Source organism: Novosphingobium sp. SG751A, assembly GCF_013149295.1.
Lineage (GTDB): Bacteria > Pseudomonadota > Alphaproteobacteria > Sphingomonadales > Sphingomonadaceae > Novosphingobium.
In genome coordinates, this window is record NZ_JABGCB010000004.1 from 313,889 (window position 1) to 338,929 (window position 25,041).

Consider the following 25,041-nt stretch of genomic DNA (forward strand, 5'->3'; position numbering starts at 1 on the left):
GATAGCTCAACCTTTGCCTGCATAACGGTCGGTCGCATGGATCAACCGATCCAGAATGCCCGGTTCCGAATAGGCATGCCCCGCCCCTTCAATCAGGTGGAATTCCGCCTCCGGCCATGCCTTGTGCAGCGCCCAGGCATAATGGGCCGGACATGGCATGTCATAGCGGCCATGGACGATGGTGCCGGGAATATGGCGCAGCCGATCCGCATCGCGCAGCAATTGCCCCGGCTCCAGCCAGCAGTCATGGACGAAATAATGCGTTTCCAGCCGGGCGAAGGCCAGCGCGAAATGCCCATCGTCATGCTGGGCCGACATGGCCGGATCGGGCAGCAGCGTGATGGTTTCGCCCTCGTAAAGGCTCCATGCGCGCGCCGCCTCGATCTGTTCCTCAGGCGAACCTGTGGTCAGACGGTGATGATAGGAGCGCAGGACATTGCCGCGTTCCTCCTCGGAAAGAGGCGCGATGAGGCGTTCGTATTTGTCGGGAAACATCTGCGAAACGCCGAATTGATAGAACCAGTCCAGCTCTGGCCGCGAACACATATAGATGCCGCGCAGGATCAGTTCGCTGACCCGCTCCGGATGCGCCTGGGCATAGGCCAGCGCCAGCGTCGAGCCCCATGAGCCGCCAAACACCAACCATTGCTCGGCCCCGACCAATTCCCGCAAGCGCTCTATATCGGCCACCAGATGCCATGTCGTATTCGCCTCCAGCCCGGCATGGGGCGTCGAGCGGCCACAGCCGCGCTGATCGAACAGAATGACATCGTAAAGGGCCGGATCGAACAGACGCCGATGCGCCGGGGCAATCCCGCCCCCCGGCCCGCCATGCAGAAACACCGCCGGTTTGCCGCCCGGCGTGCCGCAGCGCTCGTAATAGATGGCATGGCCTTCGCCGGTGTCGAGCATGCCGGTGTCATAGGGTTCGATGGGGGGATAAAGTGTTCGAAGCATGAGCCTATTGTGCGCGATGGCGAGCCGAATGGAAAGAGGCCGGTCCTTTATGCAAATTTCACGCCCTCGCCCCCAGCTTCGCGTGGAAGCTTAACGCGCAGGAAGCGCAAGGAAGAGCCTGCCCCGTTGCAGGAAACCCGCCCAGCAAGTTTTTATCACACCATTGGAGGTTTCGATGACCGACCTCGTCTGGCTCGCCGTTCTGGCGGGCCTCACTTTGCTTTCCCTCGCCTTTCTGCGCCTGACCGAGCGCGCCTGACCTTCAAGGAAACCGGCCATGACCCTTCCGCTTTGCCTTGCCGCGCTGACGGCGCTGGGGCTGCTCGCCTATCTGGTGGTCGCGCTTTTGCGGCCCGAAAAGTTTTAGAAAGGAGGCGCCTGTGACAACTGGCATGACCATGTCCGGCTGGGGCCTGATCCTCATTTTCACCGCGCTCGTGGCGCTGCTGGCAAAGCCGGTGGGCCGATGGCTCTTTGCGCTTTATGAAGGGCGTGCCACTCCCCTGCACCGCGTGCTCGGCCCGCTTGAACGTGGGTTCTATCGCGCATCGGGCATTGATCCGAACCGCGAACAGGGCTGGCTGGCCTATGGGCTGCATATGCTGACCTTTCAGGTGGTGCTGACGCTCTTCACCTATGCGATCCTGCGGCTTCAGGGCGTCTTGCCGATGAACCCGCGCGGATTGGCGGGCATTGGCGCGGATGGCGCGATGAACACCGCCATCGCCTTTGTCACCAACACCAACTGGCAATGGTATGCGGGCGAAAGCGTGCTCTCGAACTTCAGCCAGATGGTCGGCCTGACGATCCATAATTTCCTCTCGGCCGCCACGGGCATCGCCATTGCCTTTGCCCTGTTTCGCGGCTTTGCCCGCCATGAGGCAAAGACTGTGGGCAATTTCTGGGCCGATTGCACCCGCGTGACGCTCTATCTCCTGCTGCCGCTCTGCGTGATCTACGCGCTGTTTCTGGTCGCCTGCGGCGTGCCGCAGACCTTCACCAGCCTTGTCGAGGCCCATGCGCTGGAGGGCGCGCGTCAGGCCATCGTGCTTGGCCCCGTGGCCAGCCAGGAAGCGATCAAGATGCTGGGCACCAATGGCGGCGGTTTCTACAACGCCAATTCTGCCCATCCCTTCGAAAATCCCTCCGCGCTCACCAATTTCGTCCAGATGCTCTCGATCTTTGCCATCGGGTCGGGCCTGACATGGTGCTTTGGCCGCGCGGTAGGCAACACGCGTCAGGGCTGGGCGATCCTTTGCGCGATGCTGATCCTGTTCGTGGCGGGCGCTGGCATCGCCTATTGGCAGGAGGCCGACGGCGCCACTCTGGCCATGGCGGGCGGACATATGGAGGGCAAGGAAGTGCGCTTCGGCATCGCCGCCAGCGCCCTGTTCTCCGCCGTCACCACCGCGGCCAGCTGCGGCGCCGTCAACGCCATGCACGACAGTTTCACCGCGATCGGCGGCCTGATCCCGATCTTCAACATGCAGCTTGGCGAGATCGTCATCGGCGGCGTGGGCTCGGGGATTTACGGCTTTCTGCTCTTTGCGCTGCTGGCGGTGTTCGTGGCCGGTTTGATGGTGGGGCGCACCCCTGAATATGTCGGCAAGAAGATCGAGGCGCGCGAGGTCAAGCTGGCTGTGCTGGCGATTGCCGTGCTGCCGCTCTCGATCCTTGGGTTTACCGCGCTGGCCGCCGTGCTGCCTGCCGGCTTGGCCGGACCTCTCAACAAAGGCCCGCATGGGTTTAGCGAGATCCTCTACGCCTTCTCCTCGGCCACGGCCAACAATGGCTCGGCCTTTGCCGGGCTCAGCGCAGGCACGCCGTTTTACAATGGTCTGCTGGGCGTAGCCATGTGGGTGGGGCGCTTCTTTGTCATCATCCCCGTGCTGGCCATCGCAGGCAGCCTTGCCGCCAAGCGGCATACGCCCGCCACCGCCGGTTCCTTTCCCACCACCGGGGCGCTGTGGGTCGGCCTGCTGATCGGGGTGATCCTGATCCTTGGCGGCCTCACCTTCCTGCCCAGCCTCGCGCTTGGCCCGATTGCCGATCAGGTTTCGGTGCTGGCCCATACTGCTTTCTAAAGGACCACAGTGATGTCCACCCCCCAATCCATGTTTGCGCCCGAACTGGTGCTGCCCGCAATGCGCGATGCCTTGCGCAAGCTGGCTCCGCGTGAACTCATCGGCAATCCGGTGCTCTTCACCACCGCCGTCGTGGCCACGCTGCTGTCCATCCTGCTGATAATCGGCGGCAGCGGCCTGTCGCTGGGCTTTCAACTGCAACTGATCGTCTGGCTCTGGCTGACCGTGCTGTTCGGCACCTTTGCCGAGGCGCTGGCCGAAGGGCGCGGGCGGGCGCAGGCCGCATCCCTGCGCGCCGCAAAATCCGATCTGGTCGCCCGCCTGCCCGATGGCCGCATGATCCCGGCCAGCCAGTTGCAGCGCGGCGACGAGGTAATCGTCGAAACCGGCGACCTGATCCCGGCCGATGGCGAGGTGATCGAGGGCGTAGCCAGCGTCAACGAGGCCGCCATCACCGGCGAGAGCGCCCCTGTCATCCGCGAGGCAGGCGGCGACCGCAGTGCCGTTACCGCCGGCACCCGCGTCATTTCCGATCATATCCGTATGCGCGTGACGCAGGAGCCGGGGCAGGGCTTTCTCGACCGCATGATCGCGCTGGTCGAAGGCGCGCAGCGGCAAAAGACCCCCAATGAGATCGCGCTGACGATCCTGCTGGTGGGGCTGACGATCATCTTCCTGATCGCGGTGTCCACCATCCCCGCCTTTGCCCATTATGCGGGGGGCAGCGTGCCCGTGGCGGTGCTGGCGGCGCTGCTGATCACCCTCATTCCCACCACGATTGCCGCGCTGCTCTCGGCCATCGGCATCGCCGGGATGGACCGGCTGGTGCGTTTCAACGTGCTGGCCAAATCGGGCCGCGCGGTCGAGGCGGCGGGCGACATCGACGTGCTGCTGCTCGACAAGACGGGCACGATCACCGTGGGCGACCGGGCGGCCTGCGAGCTGCGCCCCCTGACCGGCGTGCCGATGGAACGCCTTGCGCAGGCCGCGCTGATAGCCAGTCTGGCCGATGAAACGCCCGAGGGGCGCAGCATCGTGGTGCTGGCCCGCGCCGCCAATCTGGCGCAGGGCGCGCTGCCCGAGGATGCTCAGATCATCCCCTTTACCGCCCAGACACGCCTGTCGGGCATCCGCACGGCGCAAAGTCTAATCCAGAAGGGTGCGGTGGATTCGCTGCTGCGCGCCCATCCCGATGCCGCGCCAGGCGCCGCCGCTGAACTGCGCCGCATCGCCGATGACATCGCCCGCCTTGGCCAGACCCCGCTGGGCGTGGCGGAAAATGGCCGCCTGCTGGGAGTGGTTGCGCTCAAAGACATCATCAAATCGGGCGTGCGCGACCGCTTTGCACAATTGCGCCAGATGGGCATCCGCACCGTGATGATCACCGGCGACAACCCCCTGACCGCCGCCGCCATCGCTGCTGAGGCAGGCGTTGATGATTTCCTTGCCGAAGCCACGCCCGAGGACAAGCTTGCCCTGATCCGGCACGAACAGCAAGGCGGGCGCCTTGTGGCCATGTGCGGCGATGGCACCAATGACGCGCCCGCTCTGGCGCAGGCTGATGTGGGCGTGGCAATGAACACCGGCACACAGGCCGCGCGCGAGGCGGGCAATATGGTCGATCTGGACTCTGACCCGACCAAGCTGATCGAGATCGTGGGTCTGGGCAAGCAATTGCTGATGACGCGCGGGGCGCTGACCACCTTTAGCGTGGCCAATGATGTGGCCAAATATTTCGCCATTATTCCGGCCATGTTCGTGGTGCTTTATCCCGGCCTTGGCGCGCTCAACGTGATGGGGCTGGCCAGCCCGCAAAGCGCGATCCTTTCGGCCATCATTTTCAATGCGCTGATCATTCCGGCGCTGGTGCCGCTGGCGCTGAGAGGCGTGACCTATCGCCCGATGGGAGCCGGGCCGATGCTGGCGCGCAATCTGGCGATCTATGGGCTGGGCGGGCTGATCGCACCCTTTGTCGGCATCAAGGCCATCGACCTTGCCGTTGCCGCGCTCAATCTGGCCTGAGGGAGATAACCCATGCTCAAGACTTTTGCTTCCGCCCTGCGCCCTGCTCTGGTGATGACCGCCGGTTTTGCCCTGCTGCTGGGCGGGGCCTATCCTCTGGCCATCACCGCCGCCGCACAGGCCCTGTTTCCCCATCAGGCCAATGGCAGCCTGATCGAGCGCAATGGGCGGGTGATCGGTTCGGAACTGCTTGCCCAAAGCTTTGCCGCGCCCGGCTATTTCCACCCCCGCCCGTCGGCCGCCAACTATGACGCCAGCGCCTCGGCCGGGTCCAACCTTGGTCCTGCATCCGCCGTGCTGGCGCAGCGCATCGCCAAGGATACCTCCGCCCTGCGCGCCCAAGGCTATCACAATGTCCCACCTGCAATGGTGACCACCTCCGCCTCGGGGCTTGACCCCCATATCAGCCCCGAGGCGGCTCTTTTGCAGGCCCCCCGCGTGGCGCAGGCCCGCCAAATGCCTGTGGAGCGCGTCGAGGCGCTGGTGCGCGCCGCCATCGAAGCGCCGCTGGCGGGCGTGCTGGGCGAAAACCGGGTCAATGTGCTGCGGCTCAATCTGGCCCTCGACGCGGCCCCTCGACCAGCCAGACAACAAGGAGCATGATGGCGCGGTGAACACTATCCGCCCCGATCCTGATGCCCTGCTGCGCGCGCTCAACCGGCAGGACGGCGTCCGGGGCCGCCTCAAGCTTTTCCTTGGGGCGGCCCCCGGCGTGGGCAAGACCTATGAAATGCTGATGCAGGCCGCGCGCCGCCGCGATGCGGGCGAGGATGTGGTGATCGGCGTGATCGAAACCCATGGCCGCGCCGAGACCGAGCAGCGCGCGACAGGCTTTGAAATCATCCCCCGCCGCGCCATCGACCATCGCGGACAGACCCTGCATGAGATGGACCTCGACGCCATCATCGCCCGCCGTCCCGCCCTCGTGCTGATCGACGAGCTGGCCCATACCAACGCGCCCGGTTGCCGCCATGACAAGCGCTGGCAGGATGTCGAGGAAGTGCTGAATGCGGGGATCGACGTTTACTCGACCCTCAATGTCCAGCACCTGGAAAGCCTCAACGACGTGGTTGCATCCTTTGCCCGGCTGCGCGTGCGTGAGACGCTGCCCGACCGGGTGCTGGACCATGCCGAGATCGAGGTGGTGGACATTCCCCCCGGCGAGCTGATCGAGCGGCTGAAAGCGGGCAAGGTCTATGTGCCGCAGGAGGCAAGCCGGGCGCTGGCCCATTTCTTTTCGCATTCCAATCTCACGGCCCTGCGCGAACTGGCGCTGCGCCGTGCGGCGCAGGCGGTCGATGTGCAGATGCTCGATTACCTGCGCGCCCATGCTCTTGAGGGCACATGGGCGGCAGGCGAGCGTCTTTTGGTGGCCGTGGGCGCGGATGCCGGGGCACACGAGGTGGTGCGCGCGGGCAAGAGGCTGGCGGATTCGCTCTGCGCGCCCTGGACGGTGGTGCATATCGAAACCGGCCATTCCTCGCCCGCGTCGTCATTGCGCGAGGATCTGTCCGCCGCGCTTCATCTCGCCTCGCAACTGGGGGCGCAGGTGGCGACTATTCCGGCGGGGGGGCTGGCCGAAGGGCTGGCCCATATGGCGGCGGATTTGCGCGCCACTATCCTCGTGCTGGGTCAGGGCAGGCGTCGGAGTCTGTTCCGGCGGGATGCCCTGCCGGCGCAACTGGCGGCTTTGGGGCTTGGCGCGGCCATGCATATCGTGCCCTGCGCGGCCGCGCCCCGCCGCCCTGTGGCAGCACGCGATGGAGAGTTCGATCTGGCCGCTTGGCTGCTCCCGCCCGGCCTGCTGATCTCGGGCGCGCTGACCGCCTGCGTCACTTTTGCGGGCGTCATGTTTGCCGCTCTGGGCAGCGTGACCAATATCGCGCTGCTCTATCTGCTGCCGGTGATGCTGGCGGCCACGCGCTATGGGCTGTGGACGGGGATCGTAACCGGGCTGCTCTCCTCGCTCGCGTATAATTTCTTCTTCATTCCCCCTATCCACACTTTCACCATCGCCGATCCGCAAAATCTGATCACGGTGGTGGTGCTGCTGGCGGTGGCTCTGGTGGTCAGCCATATGGCGGGGCGTTTGCGTGATACGGCGATGCTGTCTCGGGCCAGCGCGGTGCGCTCCAGCGCGCTGGCCGGGTTTGCGCGGCAGTTGACAGGGATCGGCGCGGCGGGCGAACTGGGGCGCGTGCTGTGCGAGGAGGGCGCGGGGCTGCTGGGGTGCTATACGGTCCTGCTGATGCCCGAGGACGGCGCCCTTGCCCAGATCGCGGCCAGTCCGAAGGAGATCACCCTGCAAGCGCTGGACAGGGTGGTGGCGCAATGGTCCTTTGACAATCGCAAGCCCGCCGGGCGCGGATCGGACACGCTTTCGGCGGCCGAATGGCTGTTCCTGCCGGTCGAAGCCGGAGGCAAGGCGCTGGCCGTACTTGGCGTGGCGCATCCCGATGCGGCCCAGCCGGTGCGGGCCGATCTGTTGCCCATGCTGACCAGTTTTCTCGATCAGGCGGGCCTTGCGCTGGACCGCATCCGGCTGGAGGCCGAGCGCGGCCATCTGCGGCGGCTGGAGGAGCGCGATGCCTTGCGCGCCGCCCTGCTCTCCTCAGTCAGCCACGATCTGCGTACGCCGCTCACCGCCGTTATCGGCCTGCTGGGTGATCTGATGCCCGCCGATCCTGAACAGGAGCGCGTGCTGAACCTTGCCCGCGCCGAGGCCGAGCGGCTGCAACGCTTCGTCGCCAACCTCCTCGACATGGTACGGATCGAGACGGGCGCGGTCGAACTGCATCCCGAGCCGGTCGATCTGGCCGAGGCGGTCGGCAGCGCCGCGCATGATCTGCGCCGTTTGCTGGGTCACAGGAAGCTGGCCGTGGATATAGCCGCCGATCTGCCCCTCGTGCGGCTTGATCCGCGCTTGCTGCACCATTGCCTGATAAACCTGATCGAGAATGCCGCCCATTACAGCCCCGCCGACACGCCTATCCGCATAGAGGCGCGCGCCGATACCGACGGACTGGATCTGGCGGTGATTGACGAAGGCCCCGGATTGCCGCCGGGCAGCGAAACCCGCGTGTTCGAAACCTTCACCCGACTCGAAGGATCGGACCGCAAGGGCGGCACCGGGCTTGGCCTTGCCATCGTCAAGGGTTTTGCCGAAGCGATGGGACTGCAGGTGAGTGCGGCCAATCGCGCGGATGGCAAGGGAGCCTGTTTTACGCTGCGCATGCCCGGCGGATTGCTATGGAAGGAAAATGACAGGTCATGACCGCGCCCGGAAAACTGGCCAAAATTCTGGTGGTGGACGATGAAATGGCGATCCGCCGCCTGTTGCGAGGCAGCCTGTCGCGGGCGGGCATGGATGTGGTGGAAGCCTCCAATGCACGCGAGGCGATGGCCGCGCTGGATATCGACAAGCCCGATCTGGTCCTGCTCGATCTGGGCCTGCCCGACCGGGATGGGCAGGAGCTGATCGGGCCGGTCAAGGCGAGCCGGGCGGCGCTGCTGGTCGTCTCGGCCCGCGATGCCACGGCGCAAAAGGTGGCCGCGCTCGATCTGGGCGCGGATGATTATGTCACCAAACCCTTCGATACGGACGAAGTCCTCGCCCGCGTTCGGGTCGCCCTGCGCAATCGGCTGCTGGCCGATAATACCGCGCCGATGGTGCGTTTTGGGGCGGTGGAGGTCGATCTGGCGGCCCGCATCGTGCGGCGCGATGGGGCAGAGGTGCATCTCAGCCCCAAGGAATATGGCTTTCTGGCCGAACTGGCGCGTTATCCGGGGCGGGTTGTATCGCATGCCGCGATCCTGCGCGCGGTATGGGGCCCCGGACAGGAGCAGGCGGTGGAATATCTGCGTGTGGCCGCGCGAGGATTGCGGCGCAAGCTGGAGGATGTTCCGGTCGAACAGAGTGTCATCCGCAACGAACCGGGCGTGGGCTATCGGCTAATGCTCTGATCCGCGCCCGCAAAACCTTGCATAGATACCGGCTGCCCGCTCGATCAGCGAGGCCATCTCCTCCTTTGCCTTGTCGATCAGGCTATCCTCCGGTTCGGGCAGCGGCGGCAGGATATGGGCGTAATAGGTCTTGCCAAGCAGCGCATGGAGCAGGCGCTCGCCGGGAAAGGGCCGGCCATTGTTGAGCGCGCGGGCGCCTTTCAGGATATTGCGTATGTCATATTGGGTCGGGCTGATATCGGCCACCTGTTTGCGCAGGCCCAGCAGCGTATAGGCCCCGATCCGCGCCGTGCGCACCGATGCCTCCATGGTGAAGATGATGTCATTGCTGGTTTCAACAAATTGCCCCAGCAAGGCCAGATTGGTGCAGCCGGGCGGCACCACGCGGGGGCGATCCCCGGCGGCGCGCGGCATGAACATGGCGGTGATATAGGGCATCAGCGCCATGCGCACCTTGGTGTTGGCGGCAATCTCGTCGATCCGGTCCGCGATGCCCAGATGATGGCACAATTCGGTCAGGATTTCGCGGCCGGTGCATGCAGGCATCGGCTTTTTGACGCAATTGCCCTCCTTGTCCATCAACAGCGCATAGACCCACAGCACCAGCACATCATCGGGCTGCGTCGGGAAATGGGGCTGGCGGTTGCAGGTAAAGCTCATCACCCAATTGGAGTCGGTAAAGGTGATGATCCCCCCGGTTGCGGTCTTGCCCGAATAGGGATCGTTGACGCACAGTTCCTTGAGCCGTTCCACCAGCGGCGATGGCCGACAGGTGAGCGTGGCCGATTCCCACATCGAACCCGCGACATTGCCGTAAAACTTCTCCGGCTTGCCAAAAATGGGCGATTGGCGCGCCAGTTTCTTCCACAAGGCCCAGTCGCTGTCCTCGCCCGGATCATCATTGCCGCGCTTGAGTTCGGGCGCATGATCCATGTCGCCATAGGCGGTGCCCTCGGTCATGGAACCGGTCAGGGCAAAGACCAGATCGTCCGGGGCCACCGCGATGGTCTGGTCCTCTTCACCGACCCGACAGCGGATGGCGGTGACAGTGCGGCGATCATCCTGCTGCGTCATATCCAGATCATGCGCGCGAACGCCAAAGCGGAATTGCACGCCCTGCGCCCGCAGCATCCCGGTCAGCGGAACGACAAAGCTGTCATATTGGTTATATTTGGGAAAGACCAAGGCCGTCATATCGGTCAGCCCGTCGATCGCATCAAGGAAACGATGCATATAGAGCTTCATTTCAAGCAGGCTCTGCCAGTTTTCAAAGGCGAACATCGAGCGCCAGAGATACCAGAAATTGGTCTCCAGAAAGCTTGGGTTGAAATATTGCTCGATGGTGATGTCGTCCAGTTCCTCCTTGCGTTTCAGCAAAAGGCGGATGATTTCCCATTGATGAGCAAGGCTCAGCCCCAGTGTGGAAAAGTCGCGGATCTGGCCCTGCTTGTGCATCAGGCGCGATTTGGACCAGTTGGGATCGGCATCGTTGACCATCCGGTATTCGTCCAGAACGCTATAGCCCTCCGGCAATTCCAGCGCCGGGACATCCTGAAACACATCCCAGAAATTGTCGTAATTCCAGTTCATCTCGCGTCCGCCGCGAATGATATAGCCATCCTCTGCATTGCCCGCGCCGTCGAGCGAACCGCCCGCAATATTCAGAGCATCGAGGACCGTGATATCCTCGCCCCGCATGCTTCCGTCGCGGATCAGATAGAAGGCCGCCGCAAGGCCGCCGATCCCGCCCCCGATAATCCACGCCTTGCGCCCTTCGGCGTTTGATGCGCCCACCGGGCGGTTGCGCATATAGGGCCCCATCATATCGGGCGGAGGCAGCGTGTCAGCCGGGCCCTTGTGCCAGAAACCGCTGCCTGCATCGGCTTCGATCTTAAAGGGGGTCGGTGGGGTCGGTTTGCGCGTCATCTGATTTGCTCCTCGCCTAATTGGAGGCATTGCGGCTGCCGCTCAACTAGAAGGAACAGATCGCAACCGCATTGCGATTGCTCAATTTATTGCCGTCGCTTCAACCCTCCTCAACCGGGCGGGCAAGATGCAGCGCATGATCGCGCACATCCCCCGGCCATCCCTCCATCGCCGTAGCCAGCGCGGCCATGTCATCGGCAAACAGCGCCCGGCTCACCGCCTCGAAATCGGGAAAATCGCCCGCCAGCGCCGCCATGAAACGATAGGCCCGTTCATGGGCTAGGCGGGTCGCGGTGCGCCCTTTATCCTCCTTGCGCGCCTGTTCGACCAGACGGCGCAGGGCCTGCGATGCTCCGCCCGGCTGCTGGGCCAGCCAGTCCCAGTGGCGCGGCAGAAGGGTGACTTCCCGCGCGACCACCCCCAGCTTGGGACGGCCGCGTTTGCGCGCCTCCGGCCGGGCCCCCTGATAGGCGGCCAGTCTGGAGATGATTTGCGCCGTTGTGCCGCGCAGGTCGATATCGATCTGCGCCCCGGTGGCATCGTCAAAGATCAGGATCGGGGCCTGCGCACCCTCCATCCGCGCATTCACGGCCAGCGCCACATCGGCCAGATCGCCGGCGGCCAGCCTCCGCCCGCCGACAAAGGCGGTACAAGGTGTCGAAAGGGGGTGATCCAAAGCACTTTCCATCATTATGCCCTGATGAATTATCCATGCTTGCGAGTCAATATATCCGGGTAATATAAAGAAGACGGAATGGGAAAGGAACCACAATGACGGGACAAAGCAGGCGCGAGGCCGTGACGGCCTATAAGGATCGCAAGGTCGAGGCGGGCATCTATGCCCTGCGTTGCGCTGCCTCGGGCCAATTATGGATCGGCAAGGCCCCCGACCTGTCCACCATCCAGAACCGCCTGTGGTTTACCCTGCGTCAGGGCGGCAATCCCCATCGCAGCCTGCAGGAGGCATGGACGCTCTACGGCGCCGATGCCTTCACCTTCGAGGTGGTGGAATGCATGAAGGAGGATGATCTGCGGTTCGGTCGCGACCGGGCGCTTAAAAGCCGCCTCGATCATTGGCTGGCCACATGGGGCGGAACGGCGATCTGAGCGGGGCGATCAGCCGCCTGCCGCCTTCGCTTTGCCCCGGCGCGCGCCCACATCGGCGGCGCTGTCGCTGGCGAAATAGATGTCGCGCGCCTCGTTGATGAAGCCGATCATCAGATCGTGAACCCGCAGGCCATCGCGCCGCTCAAAGGCATGAAGCAGATCGAGCGTCAGTTCGACCACCAGCTTCTGCGCGCCTGGATCGATCACCGTGCGGCGGCGCACGATCAACACCTGATCGACAAAGCGCTGGATCGAGGCGGCCATCCGCTTGTTGGGCACCAGATCCAGCCAGACCTGACGAAACTGGCTGTTGGCATCCATCAGCCCTTCGGTATCGCCCGCAGCCTGCGCCGCAGCGGCCAGTTCATAGGCCTTGCGCAGGGCGACCAGATGCTCGGCCTCCAGCCGAGGGCAAGCCGATCCCGCAGCTCTGGGCTCGAGTTGCAGGCGGACCTCGAAAATCTCAGCCACATCCTGATCCGACAATTGCGGCAAGGCAAAGCCCCGCGTGGTGCCAACCAGATAGCCTTCGTGGACCAGCAGGAGCAGAGCCTGACGCGCGGGCATGCGCGAAACGCCGAATTCGGCCGCGATTGCGGTATCGACGATTCTTTCGCCATCCTTGATTTCGCCGCGCTGGATACGTTTCAAGACCGTCTGATAGATGTCCGGGCTGCCGGATGAGGGATTCACCGGAACAATTTTGTCAGACGTGCTCATGCGCTTCACCCTTAAAACTGAATTCGGATTGCACCTCTGCTCCGCGCTGTCCAGCCTATTTTCGCCCAAATTCGGATCATAAAGGCGGCATCATCTGCATCAGGTCGGTGGAGCGGACATACCAGCCCGGTCCCTGCATCCGCCCGACGAGCTGCATCGCGGGCGTATCGAGATGCCCTCTTTCGGCATCGATCACGAACCGATCCACCACATGCATCACCGCAACCCGCGCCAGCACAACGGTCAGATCCGGCCCCATCTCGATCAGATGGGCCGTGCGGCATTCGAAACTGACCGGGGCGCTGGCGATGCGCGGGGGCGTGACAGCATCGGACGGCAACCAGTCAATCCCGCAATGCGCCAGTTCATCGACCTGCGGCGCGAAATCGCGGGCCGTCTCATTCATCGCCGCAGCATCCTCCACGCTGACCAGATTGACCACCAGTTCGCCCGTGGCCGCGATATTGGCCAGCGTATCCTTGGCGGTCCCATCGGCCCGCGATTGCAGCCCCAGCGCGAGAATCGGAGGCGAGGCCCCCATCATGTTGAACGAGCTGAAGGGCGCTGCATTACGCAAGTCATCCTTGCCCACCGAGGTCACCCACGCAATCGGGCGCGGCGTCACCGAAGATGTCATCAGGCGATAGCGATGGGCGGCGGAAAGCTCATCCATATCAAACCGCATGATCGAACGCTCCCCGCCGGTTGCATAAAGTCATGGTTTTCATCGCGAAATGCCCGCTGCCTCCTTCAAAGGCGGGGAATTGGGCGCGGTCGGCCTTCATCTCGTCGCGGACCGGCGAATGCAGCGCATGCTCCAGCGCCCCCTCATCGTCGAACAGGATACGGTTGCGCTGAAAATGCGTCTCACGCGGCCAGTCCAGATCATCGACCCATTCGACGGGCGTATAAATTTCGAGGCTGCGCAAACCGGGAAACCGGGCCATGACCGGCGCGTGATGGGCCAGATAATGCCCATGCCAGGCGTTAGCATTGCGCGGCTGCCCCCAATAATGGACCATATAGGCACAGCCTGTCACCACACGCGCCGCCTCAGGCACAGTAAAGCTGCGGCAGACCATCGCCTGATGGCGCAAGGACACACCACGCCCCAAAACCTCTGGCAATCGGACCAAGGCCCCATTTGCCCCCGCTTCCAGATCCTCCAGCCGGTCATAGTAGAGTTGCAGCATCCCAACCGGCGCCGGACCATCGTCGTAATAGAGATCACGCGCGCCCGCAGGCCCCATCGCCACCGCATGACGCAGCCCGTCAATCGCCCCCAGCAACCAGGCGATACGATCGGCGCCCATATCCCTGCCCCCCTCATCCGCCATCGCGGTCAGGAAATGGCAAAAGCCTGTCATACGCCCGCCTCCAGCGCGCCCGCATGCCAAAGAGCAACGGCCCCTGCCTCCTGCCGCAAGCGAACGGATTGGCCATCGACAAGCCCCGCATCGACAAAGGCGATGATCCGCAACCCGCAGTCCAGATGCACTGTCCCAATCCGCAAGGGCAGATCACCGGCAAAACCCGGCTCCAGACTGCGATGGACGATGGCGCTGACGATCAACCGCCCCTCGCCCGTTTCCTCCACCGGCCTCAACGCATCGGCCAGACAGGCACGGCACAGCGCACGCGGCGGATATTGCCGCGCCCCGCATTGGGCGCAACCTTGTAAGGTGATGGTCATGCCCGCCCCTCCAGAACAGCCGCCGCCGTGGCCAGACAGCGATCATAAGTCACCATGCCATAGCCGCTGGCCAGCGCCAGACGTGCGCCCGCCACCCGGCGCCCCAGCGTTTGGCCGGTTATTTGCCGCAGGGCCTCGACCACCGGCAGGAATCCCCCCGCCGCCCCCGCCTGACCGCAGGAAAGCTGACCGCCCGAAGTGTTGACCGGCAAAGCGCCCTCGATGGTGAGCGAGTTATGCCGCAAAAACTGCGCCGCTTCGCCCTTGGCGCAAAAGCCCAGATCTTCGAGTTGCATCGCCACGATGACGGGATAATCGTCATAGACCTCCAGACAATCCATCGCTTCCGGCCCGACACCGGCCTGCGCATAAAGACTGTCACGGTCCATCGCCCAACCCGCCCGCACCGCCACCGGCTCGTCGAAATAGGCATTGTGACGCTCGATGCTGCCCCGGATCACGGCATGGGGGAGGCCCAGCCCCCGCGCCCGTTCCTCGCTCATCACCAGAAAGGCCTCGGCCCCCGCGCATGGCATCACGCAATCGAACAGATGCAGCGGCTCAACAATGGCCGGGGCGGCCAGATATTGCTCAAGGTTGAGCACCTTGCTCCCTAGCAGGGCGTTGGGATTGCCTGCTGCATTGGCGCGCTGTGACGTGGCGATGGCCCCGAAGTCGGCGCGGGTCGCGCCAAAACGCGCCATGTAATTTGCGGTAATCAAAGCAAACATGCCATTAGGCCCCGGCGCGCCATAGGGCCGCACAGCCGAATCGGAAAAATGGCTGAAATTTCGGACCAGTTCGGCAAAGCTGGCCGGATTGGCGGTATCGGCGCCGATACAGGCAACAACCGAAGCATCGCCCATCTGCACCGCCCGCGCCGCGCGGCGCAGCGCCATCACCCCACTGGCCCCGCCCGTAGGCAGCCATTCGATCCAGCGCGGGGCCATATCGAAATGCTCGGTCATAGCGATGGTCGTATCCGGCCCCATGGTGAAGGAGGACAGTGCCAGACCATCCACCTCCTCCTTGGCGATGCCCGCCGCCGCGATCACATCATGCAGCGCCCGCCCGACCCACCAATGGGCCGGCTTGTCGCTGTGGCGAACATAGCGCACCGTGGTGGGCGCCACGACGGCCACCCCGTCGAAAGGCTGCACCGCCATCAGCCCGCCACCGCCCGAACAGCGCGCGCCACCTGATAGCCCGCCGCCTCGCGGTCCCACGTATCAGGCGTGACGCCCATATCGCGCAGGCGGAATTTCTGGACCTTGCCATTTTCCGTGGTCGGCAGCGTATCGGCAAAGCGCACATAACGCGGGACGGAAAAATAGGTCATGCGCGGCTGACAGAAATCGAGCAGCGCCTCGGGCGAAAGCGCCGCACCCTCGCGCAGGACGAGCGAGGCCATCACCTCATCCTCGCCATGTTCGCTGGGCACTGGATAGACCGCCGCGATGGCGATGGCGGGATGGGACAGAAGGACCTGCTCGACCTCGAAGGCGGAAATGTTCTCGCCGCGACGCCGGATCGCGTCCTTGATCCGATCCATGAAATAGAAACGCCCCTCCGCATCGCGCCACACGCGGTCGCCAGTATGCAGCCACAGGTTGCGCCATGACGCCGCCGTTTGCGACGGCATCTCATGATAACCGGCGGCAAAGACATGAGGATGGCCGGCGCGCAGCAGTAATTCGCCCGGCATGCCATCGGGCAGCGGATTGTCGTCCTCATCGGCCACCATGGCCTCATAGCCGGGGCGCACCTTGCCCATACAGCCGGGCAGAGGATCTCCCCCGCCGATCACGAAATTGCTCTCTGTCGCGCCATAGCCGTCGATCAGCGCCATGCCATAGCGCCCAGCAAAGGCGGCGTGGAACTGGGCCGGAACACCGGGGGCCAATGCGCGGCGCACCCTGTGGGCGGCGTCATCCGGCTGATCCGGAGTGGCCAGCAGGATCGACACCATCGCGCCCAGCAGATAGGTCACCGTTGCGCCATGCCGAGCCAGGGCGGCGCTGAAACCGCTGGCAGAAAAACGGTCCATCACCACCAGCCGCGACCCCGACAGCAGCGCCTGAAAGAAGGCGCCCAGCGCATTGACATGAAACAACGGCAAGGTGGTAAGCAGCACATCCTCCGCCTCGATCTCGAGCACATCGATGCTGTTGAGGCCCCACCAGAAGAACTGCGCCTGAGGGCAGCAGACGCCCTTGGACGGCCCGGTGGTGCCCGAAGTATAGATGATCATCGCGGTATGGGCCGGGCCGGTGGCGGCAGGCTCACGCGGGGCACCCGGTTCGGGTACAGGGCGCAGCGCCCATTCTCCGGCGGTTTCCGGCAAGGCATCCTCGCCGCGCGCGGGCAGTATCCAGATCGCCTCCAGCGCCAGATCATCGCTCGGGACATAGGCCATGGCCTGCGCCACATCGGCCTCCAGCACCAGCAGGCGCGCGCCGCTATTGGCCAGGATATGCTGTAATTGCGCCCCGCGCGCGGCGCGGTTGATCGGCACGGCAATCGCGCCCAGCCAGATCGTGCCCAGCAGCATATCGAAAAATTCCAGCCGGTTGCCGCAAAGCAGAGCCACCCGGTCACCCGGCTCGATCCCCGCCTGCGCCAGCCTTGCCGCGCTGCGCCCGGCGCGGTCGGCAAGATCGCGCGCGGACAGGACCGCCCCGTCGATCAGCAGCAGAGGCGTATCACCCGCCGTCTCGCAGCGCCGCGAAAGCATGGAGATAATGGTCCGCTGATCCGGCGCAAAGGCATCGATCAATCGCGACGCCCGTGGAGAGAATTGCGCGGGAAATTGTGGTGTCGACATTGAAACTTCCTGAAAAATCGGGGGAGCATGGGCCGTCGGCGCGGTCCATTTCAAAGAATGGTGAGAATGTCGCCCAAAGGCCCTTCGGCTCCCAGCAGTTCGACCCGCTTGCGCCGGATCAGCAGGCGCGCACCATCGAAAGACAGGACATGGATGACGCGGGCGTGAAAGGTCGTCTGGGCCGAGGGCGTCCATTGCCCCACCATCAGACGGGAGCGAACGATGACATCCTCCGATCCCGGATCGACCGGGCCAAGCTGAATATTGCCCACATGATGCACCGAGCGCACACCGGGGGCGAGCGAGGAGGCATCATCATTTTTCAGCCGCTCCAAACGGATCTGGCGCAACAAGGGCGTGTCATAGATCAGCGAGACTTCTTCGAGCGGATCGCTCTGATCGGCGCGCGCGGACAGCCAGTAAATCCCTTCAGGATCGAACAGAGCGCCCCAGCTATCCCAGTCGCGCCGGTCAAGCATCTCGGCTTCGTCAAACAGGAAGCCGGTCACGCGTTCGAGCAGATCGGCCCGTGTCATGCCGCCTCCATCAGATCGAGCCAGGCCTGAAACTGACCGCGAAACAGCGCATCGCTGGTGCCTGGCACTTCGGTCGCGCCATCGGGGCCTGGCGGCGCGAGATCGGCATAGCGGCCCAGCTCGACCCATTCGGGCTGTCCGGCCTTAAGCCCGGCCTGCATCCGGCGATAGATTTCGTGATCGTCCGGCCCCACCATGCCCGCCGAACTGTTGACCAGCGTGGAATAGGCGATGGTGCGCTGAAAGGTCGAAGGCGGCGCACCTTTCAGCCGGAAATGCCATGTTTCGATGATCGTGCGATCCACCGCCAAGGGGCGCACCACGCGCAGCAACTGCACCGGCGCCTTGAGCATCAGGCTGGGATAGGCGATGGAATTGTTGCGGCTGACCGACAGGATCTGGCTTGCGCGCTTCTCGCCATGGCCCTCAACCATCGCCCGCCAATAGGCGTCAACCTCGGCATAGGCGGAATGGATGCTGGCCTTGCCGCCCAAATCGGCATGACCATGGGGCATCACCCGCGCGCCCATTTCGTCGAAGAAATCATAGCTGGCCGAAAAGGGCGCCAATGCCTGAAGCTCGAAATGCAGCGCATCGGCGCCTTGCGGCAATTGCGCCGCCACCGCCCGCGCGGGGCGCGCCGCCGACATATGCACCACCATCGGATGCAGCGCGTCGAGCGTGTTTTCCATGAAGAATTTCCAGTTGCAGGCGTGATCATAGCGCAACACGCCGCCCGCCACCTCGATCTCGCCAAGCGGAGCGCGATCGACGAAATTGTCGAGCGAACCCGCCATCGGGCCCAGCCATTCCTCCAGCGACGGCCCATCCGCCGCCAGACGGCCGAACACGAACCCGCGATAGGAGGCGAAACCGGGCAGCGCCGCCATGCCATAATCACAAGCGCCGGGCTTGACCGGGCGCTCGCCATAGCCCTTTTGCGCGGGCACGGTGCGCAGCGCGCCGTCCAGACCATAGATCCAGCCGTGATAGCCGCAGCGGATCGCCTTCATCTGGCCCGCGCCATCGGGCACGAGCTGCGCGCCTTTATGAGCGCAGCGGTTGTAAAAACCGCGCAGAACGCCATCCTTGCCCCGCAGCATCATGACCGGTTCACGCCCGATATGCGTGGCATAATAGTCACCGGCGCCGCAGGCCTGCGATTCATGGCCGAGAAAGACCCATGCGCGGCCAAAAACGCGCTGCATTTCCAGCTCGAAGATCTCCGGATCGACATAGACCGATCCGTGAACGCGCATAGACTGAATTCTATTTTTCAGATCCACCTGCGGCACAACCTTTCGTTTTCAACGTCGAATCCCTCTGCGATGAGCCGTGAGGCGGGGTATCGCGATGGAGTCGATAAATTCAATTATTAGAATGATATAGAATATATTTTCGATAAATTGAGCACACCTTTGATCGACATTGCAGATCGCGGATAGTTTTGCAGGACGGCCTGAACCGCCGCTCTGATATTTCAAGCTTGATAGATCGCGCGGTTTGATGCAAGCTAAAACTGCATTCAGTTTAATCCCGCCCCATTTCCCACGGAGGCATGCGGCGAGGCGAAGCGCGATGTCTGGTATGCATCTTTGCGCAACCGGCCAGAGCAACGCCCGCACCACCCCGATCAGGCCTGCGCCCCGCAAGGCGCCAAGGAGGATGTTCTTGACGATGCCTTTCCCGCCCGAATCCCGCCTGCGGTCTGGCCGCCCGTGGTATTGCCGGCCCCGGCTGATCATCTGGATCTGTTGGTTCGGCCTCTTTTCCGAAGGCTATGACATGGGCGTGCTGGGCGCTGTACTGCCCGGACTGCTCAATGATCCGGCGTGGCATCTGGGACCGACCTCGGCCAGCCTGCTGGCCAGCGCGGCCATGGCAGGCATGTTCTTTGGCGGATACGGCTTTGGCGTGCTGAGCGACCGCTTTGGCCGCAAGACCTGCTTCATCGCCTGCCTGACGCTGTTTTCGATCACCAGCGCAGCGGCAGCGGCGGCGCCAACCCCGCTGTTCTTTGCGGCCATGCGCTTTCTGGCAGGGATCGGCATTGGCGGCATCGTGCCGGTGGCCGCCGCCTTTGCCTGCGAATTTGCCCCGCGCGGAAAGATCAATCGCGAATTTGCCATCATGTATTCCGGCTATTCGCTAGGCATCTTTGCCGCCGCGCTCGCTTCCTTCTTCCTGCTGCAAAACGCGGGCTGGCGCCCGATCGTGGCGCTGGGCGCCGCGCCGCTTGTGCTGTTACCCGCCATCCTGTGGCTTTTGCCGGAATCGGCTGCCTATCTGATGGGCAAGGGACGCTATGAAAAGGCGGACGACATCGCCCGTCGCTACGGCCTTGATCCGGCGGATCTGGCCCCACCGCCCGCTGAGGGCGCGATCAAACCCGGCGTGCGGGCGCTGTTTGCCGATGGCCATGCGCGCGCCACGCTCGGCTTCTGGCTGACCACCTTTACCGGCATGATCCTCGTCTATGGGCTGAACACATGGCTGCCCCAGATCATGCGCGCCTCGGGCTATGATCTTGGCCCCAGCATCATGTTTCTGGGAGTGTTCGCGCTGGCCTCCTCGGTGGGCGGCATCATGCTGGGCCGGTTGGCCGACCGTCATGGCCGCGCGCCCATCATCGTGGCCGCCTTTTGCGGCGGAGCGGTGGCCATCCTGCTGCTTTCCCACAAATGGCCACTGATGATGACCTATGGCATCGTGGCGCTGGCAGGGGTCGGCACGGTGTCGGCCGCCGTGATGGTGACCAGCTATCTGTCCCAATATTTCAGCCCGGCGCTGCGCGCCACAGCCGTGGGCAGCTGCCTCAGCTTCTCGCGCATGGGGTCGATCTGCGGGCCGCTGCTGGGCGGGATGATCGCGACCTATCAACTGGATATGGCGTGGAATTTCATTGGCTTTGCCGCTGTTGCCGCGCTTTCGGCGCTGGCTATAGCGCTGGTGCCCAGGCAAGAGGGGGAATCCGAGGCCGTGGCAGCCTGCGCCGCCTGACTGCATGCCATAAAAAAGGCGCCGCTCCCAGTGAGAGCGGCGCCTTTTGCAGCCCTAAAACAGATCCATCACACCAAGGCCGCCCGGACATAGTCCTTCATCCGGCGCAATTCGGTCAACGAATCCGTCCCGGCATATTCATACTCCAGCATCGCGGGGATCGCCCAGCCATGGCGCGCGATCATTCGCACCACATCGCGGATCGGCGTATCGCCCTGGCCAAAAACGGTATTGGCCCCTTCGTGCAATTTGCGATCCTTGAGGTGGATGCTGACGATCTTTTCGTGATGCTTTTCAAGGAAAGCAGGCGCATCGAAACCGGCCGCGACAAAATGGCCGATATCGAAATTGATCCGATAGAAGGGCGACATGGCCAGCCCCCTCTCAAAACTTTCGGGTGTGGCGAACTGGTTGGGGTCATGCAGGTTGGAATGGCCGTGGAGGCCCAGAATGACGCGATGGCGCGCGGCGAAAGGCGCGGTGCGCTCGGCCATTTTCAGCGTTGTCGAGGCGGTCATGATGCGCGTGCCCAAGGCGCGGGTCATGGTAAAGCCGCGCTCCACCTCGGCATCGGTGCAATCCTCCTTCAGGCCAAAGTTAAACGCCTGCACAGCAATCCCGGCGGCGCGAAAGCGTGCGCCGATGGCGGCGAAATGCGACATGGGCGTATTCAGGCGCCACGCGCGCACCTGTTCGCGCACCTGCTGGGCCGAGGCGGGCTTGGGCCCTTCGGGCGGACGCCCATAGAGCGAGGCTTCGGTCGGTTTACCCGCCACAATCGCCCATGGCGCATCAACCGAAAAGGCGGGCGGCTGAATGGTCGGCTCGAACAATTCCACGCTGGAAAGCCCCACCGCGCGGCAACCCGCGATCATCTTGTCGATCATATCTCCGGGCGTCTGCAACATATCCCGAAAGCTGTAGGTCTGCACGCCCAGTTGCAGCCTTGGGGTCGAACGGCGCGATGCCGCAAAAGCCGGAGCGCCCATGCCCAGCACAGCAGCGCCCAAACCGAATTCACGTCGCGACAACTTCATGATTGACCTCTCTGGCAGCCTCTTGATTTGCGACAAAACTGTATGCCGTTTTGCCCGCCCGGCGCAAGGGTGATTTTATAAAACATTTTTCGTTTTTCGCACCTTTTCTCGCTGCCGGATTCGCAGGAATTTGCCATAAAATCAGAATTTCCAGAGCCCGTTCGCTAAATCCCACGCCCGAATGCGGCGCCAGCTCATCCCGACACCTTTCCTGAACTGCACCCTTTGTCTCCGCAATATAGCGTAAAAGTGCATTCACTTTAACCTTGAAATTTCTCCTCCCGAAAAATATGACAATCCCATTGCCGAGACGAATCGGTCGCCGTGACCATCGCCGGCAAAGCCATCCCAGGGAGGGACAGCCCCACATGAAAAAGAACTGGCTTGCTGCAATCTCATCCAATCTGACCATCGCGCTCTACCTTCAGGCCGCGCCGGCGATGGCTCAGAACAGCGCAACCCAAACCGTCAGCGCTCAACCCGCAGGACTGGGCGAAATCGTCGTCACCGCCGAAAAGCGCAAAAGCACCGAGCAGAAAACCGCCATCGCCATGTCGGTCCTGACCCCCGAAACACTGGCGCGTAACGGCGTCGGCAGTGTGGCTGATCTGACCGCCGTGGCCCCCAGCGTCAGCTTTGCGCAGGCAGGCCCCGCCACGATCATCAGCGTGCGCGGCGTTTCCAGTCGCGACACCTCGGAAATCGGCGATCCGGCCGTTTCGATCAGCATCGACGGCTTCAACCTGCAACGCGCGCTGGGCCTCAATGCGTCCATGTTCGATCTGGAGCGCGTCGAAGTGCTGCGCGGACCGCAGGGCACGCTGCTGGGCCGCAATGCCACGGGCGGGGCGATCAACATCGTGACGGCCAAACCCAAGCCGGGCGACCTGTCAGCCTATCTGGGCGTCGAGGCGGGCAATTACCGGATGCATAATGTGAAGGGCATGATCAACGTGCCCGTCAATGATTGGATCACGCTGCGCGCCGCATTTCAGTTGCGCGACCATGACGGCTATCGCAACAATGCGCCTTCCGCCAATGCCGACGATGAACACAGCCGCTCGGCCCGTCTGCATGTGTTGATGAAGCCCACGGATCGCTTCTCGCTGTTGCTGACCGGGGAATATTCGGACTTTGACGGCGTAGGAACGGCAACACAGGCCATTCCATGGGTGCTCTATACCGCCGCCAATGTTCCTGCCGGTTACGCGGTGGGCGATGTCGATCTGGGCGTTCCCCCGCGCGGCAATGCCAAGGATTTCCCGATGCCCGCCGGTTCTTTCCTGCGCACCAAGGCGTGGAATTTCCGCGCCCAGGCCGATTATGACTTCACCTTTGCCACGCTGACCTATCAGGGCGGCTATCGCCGCTTCAAAATCGACCGGCGCACCACGCTGGGCGGCGCCTATGGCACCAATCGCCAGAATTTCACCTTTGGCCAACGGGAAAACCTGCCCTCTTGGAACCACGAACTGCGCCTGTCCTCGAACAGCAAGGGGCCGCTGAAATGGCAGTTCGGCGGATTTTACTTCAAGGAAAGCAACAACCTGACCACGCAGTTTCAGGATTTTCCGGGGCAGGATTCGATTTCGGGCACGCCTTTCCTGATCCAGAATTACGTCTATCCCGATATCGTTGCAGAGGCCAAGGCCGCCTTCGGTCAGGCCTCGTATGAGCTGATCCCCGGCCTGACGGCGGAAGCGGGCGCGCGCTATTCCAAAGATGACAAGCACCGAATCGGCTATAACACCGTTACCAATGTCACCACCTATCTGAACACCAAATGCTACCTCACCAATTCCTGCGTGATGGTGACAACGCCGCAAAATTCGACTGCGGCAAGCAGCAAGACCACCTGGCACGCCGCGCTCAATTATCAGGTGACGCCGCGCAACCTGATCTATGCCAAATTCGACACCGGTTATAAGGCGGGCGGCTTCACCGATTTGGCGGCCTATAATCCCGAAAGCATCACGGCCTATGAAATCGGGGCCAAGAACCGCTTTCTGGACAACCGGCTTCAACTCAACCTCTCGGCCTATCTCTACAATTACACCGATCAGCAGGTGTCGCAGACCGTCACCAATTCAAACGGCGCGGTGGCCACGCTGGTGCTGAATGCCGGTTCGTCGCGCTATAAGGGTGTGGAACTAGACGCCTTGTTCGATCCTACGCCCGACGATCACTTCAACGCCTATGTCGCCTATCAGGACGCGCGCTTCACCAATTTCGCTGCGGCGGTCAGCGGTCAATTGGCCCGCGCGGCGGCGGCTGAGGGCAAGCTGGTGGGCGCCAACTGGCAGCTTGACGGCAAGCGTCCCCCCCAGGCCCCGGTCTGGACTGTCAATCTGGGCTATGAGCATGATTTCCATGTTTTCGGCGGGCGTCTGACCCCGCGTTTCCAGACGCATATTGAATCGGAATCGTACTTTACCTTCTACAATTTCACCTCCGACCGTCAGGACAGCTATCATCGCAGCGACATCATCATGACCTATAAGCACGAGCCTGCCAACTGGACGCTTTCGGCCTTTGTCCGCAATCTGGAGGACACGATTGTGCTCTCCTCGGCCTCGGCCCCGACCAGCGCGACCTATCAGACCTATCGCGAGCAATATCAGGCCCCGCGCACCTATGGGGCAAGCTTTACCTACAACTGGTAATGTAAACGATGCCAGATCGCATTGATCAGGAGGGCGCCGGCCTGAATGATCAATAGGCAGAGCCATGGGATGGGTCTCTCCCCCGTTCCATGGCTCTTTTGTCGTTCGCCGCTTCTTGGCATCGCCCGCCATTTGCAGTAACCATGCCCCCGGCGGCCAATCCGGTCGCCAAACTGATCGCGCCGGTGCCCATTAAACGGGCTTAATCGGGAATGCGGTGCGGGGGGCTTGCCTCCCCAAATCCGCGGCTGTCCCTGCAACTGTAAGTGGATAGCGCGATGCACATGCGCCCTTGCAAAGGGCCAGCCACTGGGCCGGACGCTAAATCCTGCGAGGTCTGGGAAGGCGTGCATCAAGCTGTGACCCGCAAGCCAGGAGACCTGCCGGCGTCTGGTCGCTCTTGCCCTGGCCCAGGGGATGGCCGCGGCACGGTGTACTCCGTCTGAGCGACGCATAAGCGGCCGGGGCCGCAACGGATACGTGCGCGGGTCGCTCTTGGCGTCCGACCC

The 25,041-nt window shown here is 63.2% G+C and carries 22 protein-coding genes and 1 riboswitch; of the genes, 9 read left to right on the forward strand and 13 right to left on the reverse strand.

The annotated features are described in order from the left end of the window. Positions 1-6: 6 nt before the first annotated feature. Positions 7-957 carry a prolyl aminopeptidase gene (gene pip, locus FHW96_RS07465; RefSeq protein ID WP_172339909.1) on the reverse strand — a complete coding sequence of 317 codons (951 nt, stop codon included), beginning with the start codon at positions 955-957 and terminating at the stop codon, positions 7-9. Between the two features lie 277 nt (positions 958-1,234). Here pip and kdpF point away from each other — a divergent pair, with 277 nt between their 5' ends. The 6 genes from kdpF to FHW96_RS07495 are packed head-to-tail and all read left to right on the forward strand — an operon-like array spanning position 1,235 to position 9,026. Further along, entirely contained in the window at positions 1,235-1,324 is a 90-nt protein-coding gene (gene kdpF / locus FHW96_RS07470; protein ID WP_172339910.1) for a K(+)-transporting ATPase subunit F, read from the forward strand. A 25-nt stretch (positions 1,325-1,349) separates the two neighbouring features. Further along, positions 1,350-3,041: a potassium-transporting ATPase subunit KdpA gene (kdpA, locus tag FHW96_RS07475; RefSeq protein WP_172339980.1), complete on the forward strand. Its 1,692-nt coding sequence runs from the start codon at positions 1,350-1,352 to the stop codon at positions 3,039-3,041. Between the two features lie 12 nt (positions 3,042-3,053). Next, positions 3,054-5,063 carry a potassium-transporting ATPase subunit KdpB gene (gene kdpB / locus FHW96_RS07480; protein ID WP_172339911.1) on the forward strand — a complete coding sequence of 670 codons (2,010 nt, stop codon included), beginning with the start codon at positions 3,054-3,056 and terminating at the stop codon, positions 5,061-5,063. A gap of 12 nt (positions 5,064-5,075) precedes the next feature. Continuing rightward, positions 5,076-5,666 carry a potassium-transporting ATPase subunit KdpC gene (gene kdpC, locus FHW96_RS07485; RefSeq protein ID WP_172339912.1) on the forward strand — a complete coding sequence of 197 codons (591 nt, stop codon included), beginning with the start codon at positions 5,076-5,078 and terminating at the stop codon, positions 5,664-5,666. A 7-nt stretch (positions 5,667-5,673) separates the two neighbouring features. Further along, positions 5,674-8,337 carry a DUF4118 domain-containing protein gene (locus FHW96_RS07490; protein WP_371815659.1) on the forward strand — a complete coding sequence of 888 codons (2,664 nt, stop codon included), beginning with the start codon at positions 5,674-5,676 and terminating at the stop codon, positions 8,335-8,337. Next, positions 8,334-9,026 (forward strand): response regulator, encoded by a 693-nt coding sequence (locus tag FHW96_RS07495; RefSeq protein WP_172339914.1) that lies wholly within the window; start codon positions 8,334-8,336, stop codon positions 9,024-9,026. The genes FHW96_RS07490 and FHW96_RS07495 overlap by 4 nt, the downstream gene beginning before the upstream one ends. On the opposite strand, the gene FHW96_RS07500 is transcribed toward FHW96_RS07495, so the two are convergent. Both FHW96_RS07500 and FHW96_RS07505 read right to left on the reverse strand, forming a co-directional pair. Then, a complete protein-coding gene (locus FHW96_RS07500) occupies positions 9,015-10,952 on the reverse strand; it encodes an oleate hydratase (RefSeq protein WP_172339915.1) in 1,938 nt (645 codons plus the stop codon). The genes FHW96_RS07495 and FHW96_RS07500 overlap by 12 nt on opposite strands. 100 nt (positions 10,953-11,052) lie before the next feature. Then, entirely contained in the window at positions 11,053-11,643 is a 591-nt protein-coding gene (locus FHW96_RS07505; protein ID WP_253950801.1) for a DUF2239 family protein, read from the reverse strand. 80 nt (positions 11,644-11,723) lie between these two features. Here FHW96_RS07505 and FHW96_RS07510 point away from each other — a divergent pair, with 80 nt between their 5' ends. Then, entirely contained in the window at positions 11,724-12,059 is a 336-nt protein-coding gene (locus FHW96_RS07510; protein WP_172339916.1) for a GIY-YIG nuclease family protein, read from the forward strand. A 9-nt stretch (positions 12,060-12,068) separates the two neighbouring features. Here FHW96_RS07510 and FHW96_RS07515 read toward each other — a convergent pair whose 3' ends face one another. The 8 genes from FHW96_RS07515 to FHW96_RS07550 all read right to left on the reverse strand — a co-directional run bounded on the left by FHW96_RS07515 (position 12,069) and on the right by FHW96_RS07550 (position 19,091). Then, positions 12,069-12,779 (reverse strand): GntR family transcriptional regulator, encoded by a 711-nt coding sequence (locus FHW96_RS07515; protein WP_172339917.1) that lies wholly within the window; start codon positions 12,777-12,779, stop codon positions 12,069-12,071. 76 nt (positions 12,780-12,855) lie between these two features. Then, entirely contained in the window at positions 12,856-13,464 is a 609-nt protein-coding gene (locus FHW96_RS07520) for a flavin reductase family protein (protein WP_172339918.1), read from the reverse strand. Beyond that, the gene (locus tag FHW96_RS07525) at positions 13,454-14,146 is read right to left on the reverse strand and encodes an EthD family reductase (protein ID WP_172339919.1); all 693 of its coding nucleotides are present in this window, start codon (positions 14,144-14,146) and stop codon (positions 13,454-13,456) included. The genes FHW96_RS07520 and FHW96_RS07525 overlap by 11 nt, the downstream gene beginning before the upstream one ends. Next, complete coding sequence (locus FHW96_RS07530; RefSeq protein WP_172339920.1) at positions 14,143-14,472, reverse strand: Zn-ribbon domain-containing OB-fold protein; 330 nt, start codon at positions 14,470-14,472, stop codon at positions 14,143-14,145. The genes FHW96_RS07525 and FHW96_RS07530 overlap by 4 nt, the downstream gene beginning before the upstream one ends. Then, positions 14,469-15,638, reverse strand: coding sequence for a thiolase family protein (locus tag FHW96_RS07535; RefSeq protein WP_172339921.1), 1,170 nt, complete (start codon positions 15,636-15,638; stop codon positions 14,469-14,471). Before FHW96_RS07535 ends, FHW96_RS07530 begins: the two co-directional genes overlap by 4 nt. Further along, complete coding sequence (locus tag FHW96_RS07540; RefSeq protein ID WP_253950802.1) at positions 15,638-17,206, reverse strand: ATP-dependent acyl-CoA ligase; 1,569 nt, start codon at positions 17,204-17,206, stop codon at positions 15,638-15,640. The genes FHW96_RS07535 and FHW96_RS07540 overlap by 1 nt, the downstream gene beginning before the upstream one ends. 140 nt (positions 17,207-17,346) lie before the next feature. Next, positions 17,347-17,832: an aromatic-ring-hydroxylating dioxygenase subunit beta gene (locus FHW96_RS07545; protein WP_172339923.1), complete on the reverse strand. Its 486-nt coding sequence runs from the start codon at positions 17,830-17,832 to the stop codon at positions 17,347-17,349. Beyond that, positions 17,829-19,091, reverse strand: coding sequence for an aromatic ring-hydroxylating dioxygenase subunit alpha (locus tag FHW96_RS07550; RefSeq protein WP_172339924.1), 1,263 nt, complete (start codon positions 19,089-19,091; stop codon positions 17,829-17,831). Before FHW96_RS07550 ends, FHW96_RS07545 begins: the two co-directional genes overlap by 4 nt. 418 nt (positions 19,092-19,509) lie before the next feature. Between FHW96_RS07550 and FHW96_RS07555 the strand changes: the two genes are divergently transcribed. Next, positions 19,510-20,832, forward strand: a complete 1,323-nt coding sequence (locus FHW96_RS07555; protein WP_253950815.1) for an MFS transporter — start codon at positions 19,510-19,512, stop codon at positions 20,830-20,832. A gap of 68 nt (positions 20,833-20,900) precedes the next feature. Here the strand turns inward: FHW96_RS07555 and FHW96_RS07560 are convergent, their stop codons facing one another. Both FHW96_RS07560 and FHW96_RS07565 read right to left on the reverse strand, forming a co-directional pair. Next, positions 20,901-21,869 (reverse strand): sugar phosphate isomerase/epimerase, encoded by a 969-nt coding sequence (locus FHW96_RS07560; RefSeq protein ID WP_172339926.1) that lies wholly within the window; start codon positions 21,867-21,869, stop codon positions 20,901-20,903. Next, complete coding sequence (locus FHW96_RS07565; RefSeq protein WP_172339927.1) at positions 21,850-22,281, reverse strand: hypothetical protein; 432 nt, start codon at positions 22,279-22,281, stop codon at positions 21,850-21,852. Before FHW96_RS07565 ends, FHW96_RS07560 begins: the two co-directional genes overlap by 20 nt. Here FHW96_RS07565 and FHW96_RS07570 point away from each other — a divergent pair. Beyond that, the gene (locus tag FHW96_RS07570; protein WP_172339928.1) at positions 22,238-24,532 is read left to right on the forward strand and encodes a TonB-dependent receptor; all 2,295 of its coding nucleotides are present in this window, start codon (positions 22,238-22,240) and stop codon (positions 24,530-24,532) included. The genes FHW96_RS07565 and FHW96_RS07570 overlap by 44 nt on opposite strands. A 166-nt stretch (positions 24,533-24,698) precedes the next feature. Further along, a riboswitch (cobalamin riboswitch) is annotated at positions 24,699-24,935 on the forward strand. The last annotated feature ends 106 nt before the right edge of the window (positions 24,936-25,041 follow it).

Bases quoted from the DNA above. Each gene is read 5' to 3' on its own strand.
- pip (WP_172339909.1), bottom strand. From the start codon at position 957: ATGCTTCGAACACTTTATCCCCCCATCGAACCCTATGACACCGGCATG.
- kdpF (WP_172339910.1), top strand. From the start codon at position 1,235: ATGACCCTTCCGCTTTGCCTTGCCGCGCTGACGGCGCTGGGGCTGCTC.
- kdpA (WP_172339980.1), top strand. From the start codon at position 1,350: ATGACCATGTCCGGCTGGGGCCTGATCCTCATTTTCACCGCGCTCGTG.
- kdpB (WP_172339911.1), top strand. From the start codon at position 3,054: ATGTCCACCCCCCAATCCATGTTTGCGCCCGAACTGGTGCTGCCCGCA.
- kdpC (WP_172339912.1), top strand. From the start codon at position 5,076: ATGCTCAAGACTTTTGCTTCCGCCCTGCGCCCTGCTCTGGTGATGACC.
- FHW96_RS07495 (WP_172339914.1), top strand. From the start codon at position 8,334: ATGACCGCGCCCGGAAAACTGGCCAAAATTCTGGTGGTGGACGATGAA.
- FHW96_RS07500 (WP_172339915.1), bottom strand. From the start codon at position 10,952: ATGACGCGCAAACCGACCCCACCGACCCCCTTTAAGATCGAAGCCGAT.
- FHW96_RS07505 (WP_253950801.1), bottom strand. From the start codon at position 11,643: ATGATGGAAAGTGCTTTGGATCACCCCCTTTCGACACCTTGTACCGCC.
- FHW96_RS07510 (WP_172339916.1), top strand. From the start codon at position 11,724: ATGACGGGACAAAGCAGGCGCGAGGCCGTGACGGCCTATAAGGATCGC.
- FHW96_RS07515 (WP_172339917.1), bottom strand. From the start codon at position 12,779: ATGAGCACGTCTGACAAAATTGTTCCGGTGAATCCCTCATCCGGCAGC.
- FHW96_RS07520 (WP_172339918.1), bottom strand. From the start codon at position 13,464: ATGCGGTTTGATATGGATGAGCTTTCCGCCGCCCATCGCTATCGCCTG.
- FHW96_RS07525 (WP_172339919.1), bottom strand. From the start codon at position 14,146: ATGACAGGCTTTTGCCATTTCCTGACCGCGATGGCGGATGAGGGGGGC.
- FHW96_RS07530 (WP_172339920.1), bottom strand. From the start codon at position 14,472: ATGACCATCACCTTACAAGGTTGCGCCCAATGCGGGGCGCGGCAATAT.
- FHW96_RS07535 (WP_172339921.1), bottom strand. From the start codon at position 15,638: ATGGCGGTGCAGCCTTTCGACGGGGTGGCCGTCGTGGCGCCCACCACG.
- FHW96_RS07540 (WP_253950802.1), bottom strand. From the start codon at position 17,206: ATGCTTTCGCGGCGCTGCGAGACGGCGGGTGATACGCCTCTGCTGCTG.
- FHW96_RS07545 (WP_172339923.1), bottom strand. From the start codon at position 17,832: ATGACACGGGCCGATCTGCTCGAACGCGTGACCGGCTTCCTGTTTGAC.
- FHW96_RS07550 (WP_172339924.1), bottom strand. From the start codon at position 19,091: ATGCGCGTTCACGGATCGGTCTATGTCGATCCGGAGATCTTCGAGCTG.
- FHW96_RS07555 (WP_253950815.1), top strand. From the start codon at position 19,510: ATGCCTTTCCCGCCCGAATCCCGCCTGCGGTCTGGCCGCCCGTGGTAT.
- FHW96_RS07560 (WP_172339926.1), bottom strand. From the start codon at position 21,869: ATGAAGTTGTCGCGACGTGAATTCGGTTTGGGCGCTGCTGTGCTGGGC.
- FHW96_RS07570 (WP_172339928.1), top strand. From the start codon at position 22,238: ATGAAAAAGAACTGGCTTGCTGCAATCTCATCCAATCTGACCATCGCG.
- FHW96_RS07565 (WP_172339927.1), bottom strand. From the start codon at position 22,281: ATGGTCAGATTGGATGAGATTGCAGCAAGCCAGTTCTTTTTCATGTGG.